This window comes from Affinundibacterium seohonense, from assembly GCF_014284305.1.
Taxonomy (GTDB): Bacteria; Pseudomonadota; Gammaproteobacteria; order Burkholderiales; family Burkholderiaceae_D; genus Undibacterium; species Undibacterium seohonense.
Genome location: NZ_JACOFW010000103.1, coordinates 1 through 340, shown reverse-complemented (window position 1 = coordinate 340; position 340 = coordinate 1). Strand labels below are relative to the sequence as shown.

The window sequence follows — 340 nt, the reverse complement described above, 5'->3', positions numbered from 1 at the left end:
TAAAAGAACTTCGCCACGTATTTTTCAAACGAAGACTCAATGCCTTCCATAGTCGCCATAGGTGCTTTGCTTGAGTCAAATAAGACGATAAAGAAAGGCGCAGGGCCTTTTCTAATAAACTCGCCATCTTCTTCATGTTTTGACATGCTGCAGCCAGAAGCGCTTGCGCCTTGACCTTGGCTAATCCACGAAAGCGTGCGTAACGATGACCATGGAGCCTGTAAGAATTTCTGTGTAAATGCCACGGAACAAGTTAGTGATCGTGTTTTTGAATACGATCACCGAACTCAATCATAAAACGATTTAAGGCCATACGCCAATTGTGAATCGGCATCGTCCA

1 pseudogene is annotated in these 340 nt (G+C 44.1%); it reads right to left on the bottom strand.

Going from position 1 to position 340, the window contains the following annotated elements:
* Nucleotides 1-112: 112 nt before the first annotated feature.
* A pseudogene (locus H8K52_RS22045) lies at nucleotides 113-214 on the bottom strand (transposase); the annotation flags it as partial.
* Nucleotides 215-340 lie beyond the last annotated feature (126 nt).